This is a genomic window from Pseudorhodoplanes sp. (assembly GCF_035565795.1).
Lineage (GTDB): Bacteria > Pseudomonadota > Alphaproteobacteria > Rhizobiales > Xanthobacteraceae > Pseudorhodoplanes.
The window spans coordinates 59,448-65,531 of record NZ_DATMRV010000200.1 but is presented as its reverse complement, the minus strand read 5'-3'; the positions used below and the strand labels follow the sequence as shown (position 1 = coordinate 65,531).

5 protein-coding genes are annotated in these 6,084 nt (G+C 64.1%); 3 read left to right on the top strand and 2 right to left on the bottom strand.

All coding sequences use genetic code 11. From position 1 onward, the window contains the following. The 3 genes from VNZ93_RS17890 to VNZ93_RS17880 form a co-directional block, all read left to right on the top strand. A partial coding sequence (locus tag VNZ93_RS17890; protein ID WP_325708148.1) for an O-antigen ligase family protein occupies positions 1-1,095 on the top strand: 1,095 nt, incomplete at its 5' end. After that, entirely contained in the window at positions 1,095-2,195 is a 1,101-nt protein-coding gene (locus VNZ93_RS17885; RefSeq protein ID WP_325708145.1) for a glycosyltransferase family 9 protein, read from the top strand. The genes VNZ93_RS17890 and VNZ93_RS17885, both read left to right, overlap by 1 nt. A gap of 13 nt (positions 2,196-2,208) precedes the next feature. Beyond that, positions 2,209-4,116 (top strand): SDR family NAD(P)-dependent oxidoreductase, encoded by a 1,908-nt coding sequence (locus VNZ93_RS17880; RefSeq protein WP_414710113.1) that lies wholly within the window; start codon positions 2,209-2,211, stop codon positions 4,114-4,116. Between the two features lie 33 nt (positions 4,117-4,149). On the opposite strand, the gene VNZ93_RS17875 is transcribed toward VNZ93_RS17880, so the two are convergent. After that, on the bottom strand, positions 4,150-5,067 hold the full coding sequence (locus VNZ93_RS17875) for an NAD-dependent epimerase/dehydratase family protein (protein WP_325708157.1): 918 nt from the start codon (positions 5,065-5,067) through the stop codon (positions 4,150-4,152). Next, positions 5,067-6,071: an MraY family glycosyltransferase gene (locus tag VNZ93_RS17870; RefSeq protein ID WP_414710114.1), complete on the bottom strand. Its 1,005-nt coding sequence runs from the start codon at positions 6,069-6,071 to the stop codon at positions 5,067-5,069. The genes VNZ93_RS17875 and VNZ93_RS17870 overlap by 1 nt, the downstream gene beginning before the upstream one ends. Positions 6,072-6,084 lie beyond the last annotated feature (13 nt).

The window sequence follows — 6,084 nt, the reverse complement described above, 5'->3', positions numbered from 1 at the left end:
CTGTTGCCGACGCTGCGGCCGCAGGAGTTGCGCGATGTGATGCGCCATCCAGCGGCGTTCGTACCGGTTGCACTGGTGGTGCTGGCCGCCGCTGGCATGCTATGGGCAGATGTTCCATGGAAGGAGCGGCTGAAGGGCTTCACGCCATTTGCGCGTTTCCTGGTCCTGCCGCTCCTGTTTGTGCAGTATCGCAACTCCGATCGCTGGCGCGGGCTGTTTTGCGCGTTCCTTGTGTCGTGCACGGTGCTGATGGCGCTGTCGTTCGCGGGCATGGCATCCGGAGGATCCTTCGTCATACGTTTCAAGACCCATGGCGTCCCGGTGCGCGATTACATTTCGCAAAGCGGTGTCTTCATCCTGTCCGCAGCGGGCCTGTTCTACGTTGCCATGGCAGCCTGGGCCGAGCGGAAGACCTTGCACCTGTTCGGCGCACTTGCGCTTGCGGCGCTGTTCCTGGTCAATGTGTCGTTCGTTGCGCCGAGCCGTACCGCGCTTGTGACAATCCCCGTGTTGCTCGTTCTGTTTGCGGTCACGCAATGCCGGCTCAAGGCGATGCTCGCGTTCCTTGCGGGGATAGCGGTCCTTTGCGCGATCGTCTGGGTATCGTCGGTTCGTGTGCAGGAGCGCATCACCGGGATCATCACCGAGATCCGCAGCCATAAGCAGAACAATGTCGAGACCTCGGCGGGGCTGCGCGTCGACTTCTGGCGTCAGTCGCTCAACGTGATGAAGGCGGCGCCAATTCTCGGTCATGGCACCGGATCGGTACGCGATGCCCTGTCGCGCGCGGCGATCGCGGAGGGAAATACGCCGACCGTCAATCCGCATAACCAGAGCTTTACGATCGGAATCCAGCTTGGTTTCGCGGGCATGCTTCTGTTGTTCGCGATGTGGTGTGCGCAGGCTACGCTGTTCCTGCGTGGGGCGGGGCTGATCGCCTGGGTCGGCTTGGCCATCGTCGCGCAGAACGTCGTCGGCTGTCTGTTCAACAATCACCTGTTCGATTTCACACAGGCCTGGCTCTATCTGTTCGGTGTCGGTGTAGCTGGCGGCGCAGTGCTGTCGCAGTCGCACGGGTTGTCGTCGTCGTCGTGATGGCCCGGATCGATCTTCCCGAGCGGCCGCGGATCCTTGTCGTCGCGTTGCGTCGCCTCGGTGACGTCTTGCTGACCACACCGCTGATCCGTAGTCTGCGGCGCGCCTGGCCCAGAGCGCATATTGAAGCTCTCGTGTTTGCGGACACGGCGCCGATCCTCTCCGGTAACGCCGACATCGATGCCGTGGTGACGGCGCCCGCGCGCGGGACAACGGCGCAGACGCTTGCGCTCGGGAGGCGCCTGTGGCGTGGCTACGATCTCGCGATCAGTACGCAGCCGGGCGACCGGCCGACATCGTTTGCGATCGCCGCGGGGCGCCGGACGGCCGGGATGGTCGATCCGAACCTCAACGGACGCATCAAGGCAATGATGCTCGGCAGGCCGGTGCCGTCACGCAGCGACGTGCATCGAGTCGAGGAGACGCTGCTGCTGGCTCGGGCCCTCGGCATCGATAGCGTTGCGGAGGTCGTCGTGCCGAACGGCGCGGCCTCCATTCTGCAGCCCGCGGAATCCTATGCCGTGCTGCATGCCGCGCCGTTCTTCCGCTACAAGCAATGGCGGGAGGATGGCTGGCGAGCCTTGGCCGGCTTGCTTTCCGCCAAGGGACTGCAACTCGTCGCGACCGGAGGGCCTGGTGCGGAGGAGCGCGCCTATCTCGACCGGGTCTGGGACGGTGTCCCGATCGCGCGGCTGGATGGCCGGCTCAACTGGACGGAGCTGGCTTCGCTCGCACGCGGGGCGGCCCTGTTCGCCGGTCCGGACACATCGGTGACGCATCTTGCCGCCGCGGCAGGGTGTCCGACCGTGACGATGTACGGCCCGACCGATCCACGCCGCTGGGGCCCCTGGCCTGCCTCCGGGCTGCTGGAACCGTGGGATACCGCGGGGGATGTTCAGCGCCGCGGAAATGTCTGGCTGATCCAGTGTCCGTTGCCCTGCATGCCCTGCCGGCTCGAGGGCTGTCTGCGCAAGATCACGAGTCACAGCCTCTGCCTTGACCAGATGCCCATCGACCCCGTGCTGGCCGCCGCCGAGGAGGCGTTGGCTGCGGGAGGGGCCGGTAGCGTTGCGGCCAAAAGGCCGCTATTCAGTCAGTGAAACCGGTCCCGCGATGTTCAATTTCCGTACCATGACAGTCCGCAAGGCGCTGATCATCGCGCATGATCTGCTGATGACGGCGGCCGCGTTGCTGGCCGCGTTCTATATTCGTTTCGAGGGTGCCGGGTTTGCGGAGAGGGCCGACTGGCTCTGGATCATCGTTCCGTTGGTGATGGTCTATGCCGCGGTCGTCTATTCATTCTTTCATCTCGACGACGCGAAGTGGCGCTTCGCCTCGCTTCCGGACCTTTTCAATATCTTCCGGTCTGCATCGGTCATCGCGCTTACGCTGCTGGTCCTCGATTATGTTCTGATCGCCCCGAACCTTTACGGCACGTTCTTCTTCGGCAAGACCACGATCCTGATCTACTGGGTCCTCCAGATGTTCTTCCTGGGTGGCCCGCGCGTTGCGTACCGCTATTTCCGCTATTCACGCGCGAGACTGCATGCGCGGAAGTCCGATTCGGCACCGACCCTTATTCTGGGCCGTGCCGCGGACGCCGAAGTGCTGCTGCGCGCGATCGAGAGCGGCGCGGTGAAGAAGACCTGGCCGGTCGGCGTGCTGTCGCCCTCGCGCTCGGATCAAGGACAGTCGATCCGAGGCATTCCGGTTCTCGGTCACTTCGACGATATCGAGCGCGCCGTTGCGCGCCTGTCGGATCGCGGAACTGATGTCCGGCGCGTGGTGTTGACGCCGTCAGCGTTCGAGCCGGATGTGAAGACCGATACGCTGCTGATGCGGGCGCGCCGGCTCGGTCTCAGCACCAGCCGGCTGCCGTCGCTCGACGATGGCGTCGAGGCCTTGCGGCTTGCGCCGGTCAATGTCGAAGACCTGCTTCTGCGGCCGAGCGTGAAAATCGATTACCGGCGGCTCGAGAGCTTCATCAAGGGGCGATCGGTCGTCGTGACCGGCGGGGGTGGATCGATCGGGGCCGAAATCTGTGATCGCGTCGTGACCTTCGGCGCGGACCGCCTGTTGGTGATCGAAAATTCGGAACCGGCCCTGCATGCCGTGCTCGAACTGCTGGCCGGCAAGCAGTCAAACGCCACGATCATCGGACGGATCGCCGACATCCGCGACCGCGATCGCATCCATCGCCTGATGTCCGAGTTCAAGCCCGATATCGTGTTCCACGCTGCCGCGCTGAAGCACGTGCCGATCCTGGAACGCGACTGGGACGAGGGCATCAAGACCAATGTGTTTGGTTCCGTGAATGTCGCCGATGCGGCATCGGCCGCCGGCGCATCCGCGATGGTGATGATTTCTACCGACAAGGCGATCGAGCCGGTTTCGGTGCTGGGCGCAACCAAGCGTTTCGCAGAAATGTATTGCCAGGCGCTCGATGCGCAATTCGCACGCAAGGGCGACACAACGCCGATGCGGTTGATCGCAGTACGCTTCGGAAACGTGCTGGCGTCGAATGGCTCGGTGGTTCCGAAGTTCAAGGCGCAGATCGAAGCCGGCGGTCCGGTGACCGTCACGCATCCGGATATGGTTCGCTACTTCATGACCATCCGCGAAGCTTGCGATCTGGTTGTGACCGCGGCCTCCCATGCCCTAGGGCCGCAGCGCTCCGATGTTGCCGTCTACGTGCTCAACATGGGGCAGCCGGTAAAGATCGTGGAACTCGCAGAGCGCATCATTCGGCTGTCCGGCCTGGAGCCGGGGCGCGATATCGACATCACCTTCACCGGAATCCGGCCCGGCGAGCGGCTGCACGAAATCCTGTTTGCGCGCGAAGAGCCGACCGCGGAGATTGGAATTGCCGGGGTCGCGGCGGCGCGGCCGCTGTCGCCGTCGCTCGAAACGATGCGCGGCTGGCTGGCCACGCTGGAAAAGGGTCTTGCGCGGGAAGACCGCAGCGCGATCTACCGCGTCCTTCGCGATGCTGTGCCCGATTTCAAGGGCGAGGCGGCGTAAGCTTGTCCTGCACGCCGAGCGCCGCAATCGTCGCTATGTGCGAGCAAGGCGGGCGAGAGCGTTGCGGGTGTCGGTTGGCGGACTCCACCCCGCATCGCGCAGCTTGGTAACGTCGGCTACAAGCGGCGAGCCAATGCGCTCCCACGCTTGGCGCTTGCCAAGTCCGCGCATGGTTGCGCCCACCAGGCGTGGCGGGACACGCACGAGCTTCGGCGAGCGGCCGCGCGCTTCACGCAGCGTCGCGATCATGTCGGCGATCGAAAGCGGTAGGGGATCGGCAACGATATAGGTCTGACCTGCGGTCGCGGGATGTTCCAGCACGAACCGGATTGCCGACAACATGTTTTCGAGCGCGAGCAGCGAGCGTCGCGAGTCGAATGAGCCGAAAGGGAGCGGCACCGGCAATCGTGCCAGCCGCACCAGTTGCCCGACATTGGCGCGCGCGCCCTCGCCGTAGATGACCACCGGACGAAGAATGGTGTAGGGCGCACCGTATCCGCGTACGAATGCTTCTGCCGCGAGCTTGGAACGGCCGTAGGCATCGGTCGGGGCCGGGGGGGCGTCTTCGGTCAGGACATGTGCGGCGGAGGGACCAGTCTGCGCGCGGATCGACGATACGAATACGAATCGTCGGATGGTGGGCGTGAGCGACGACTGCAGCGCCAGTTCCTTGGTCGCCAGCTTGTTGATGCGGTCGTAACGCGCGTCGGAAATGTTGCCCGAGACATGTGCGAGCCCGGCGAGGTGCACGACTGCGTCGATGTCGACGAGCAACGGGCGCCAATCGACCGGCTGTGACAGGTCCGGCATCTCGACCGCTTCGACGAATTCGGCCGCTGGAATCTTCGCGCGATTGCGTGCCGCCGCGCGGACGTGAAAGCCCGCTTTGGCCAGGCTCCTCGTGAGCGCTCTCCCGACGAAGCCGCTCGCTCCGGTCACCAATACGCGCATCACGTCAACCTTCGTGAAAAGCGCATGAGCAAGGAGCCGACGATCGCAGCACCCGCAGCAAGCGCTGCGATTTCAGCTATCGGAGTATTGATCCGTACGCAGATGGCGGCAAGGACGACGAGCAGAATGTTGACGATGAAGACCCGCGCTATCACCTGGCGCACGCTGAAACCGTTGTCGGTGGCGCGCTGGTAAAAGTGCGTGCGGTGCGCCTGCCAGACGCGCTCGCCCTTGGCCAGACGGCGGATCAGGGTGACGGTGGCATCGACGAGATAATAGAGCGGTAGCAGGATCGCTGCGGCGAGGTGGCCCTTGTCGGCGAGCAGAGCCAGCAACCACCCGATAATCAGACCGATCGGAAGGCTGCCCACATCGCCGAGGAAGAGCCGCGCCACCGGACGGTTGAATGGCGCAAAACCGATCAAGGCCCCGAGCAAAGCCAGCGCACAGACGATGGCATAGGGAGGAAGGGCGCCCGTCGCGCCAAGCAGGACAAGACCGGCTGTCAGCGGCACGAATTCGGCGACTGTCATCCAGTCGAGGCCGTCCATGAAGTTCACGAGGTTCACGAACCAAGTGCCCGCGAGGATGAGCATAATCCGCTCCAGCCACCATGGCAGGAACGGAGTCATCTGGAATTCCGCCGGAAGCGACAGAATGACAATCGATACGGCGAGGATCTGGATTGCGAGGCGAGGCACGACCGCTATCGGGCGGATGTCGTCGACTGCGCCAAGAACGGCAATAAGGATGGCGGCGCCGAATGCCGCCGCGACGGCAGAAATCGTCGTAGCACTGAACTGCCCCGACAGAAGCATCGCCAGAATCGAAACGACAACAAAGCTTCCAATAACGGCGATGCCGCCACCCTGCGGGGTAGGCGTGCGATGCGATGAGCGTGCATTAGGTCTCGCCATCGCATAGCGGACGAGCCACGGGCGAAGCCAAACTATCAGCAGGCCAGTGAGTGCCGCCGCAGCAGCAACGACCGCGACGCCGGCCATCGCCCCATGCCGG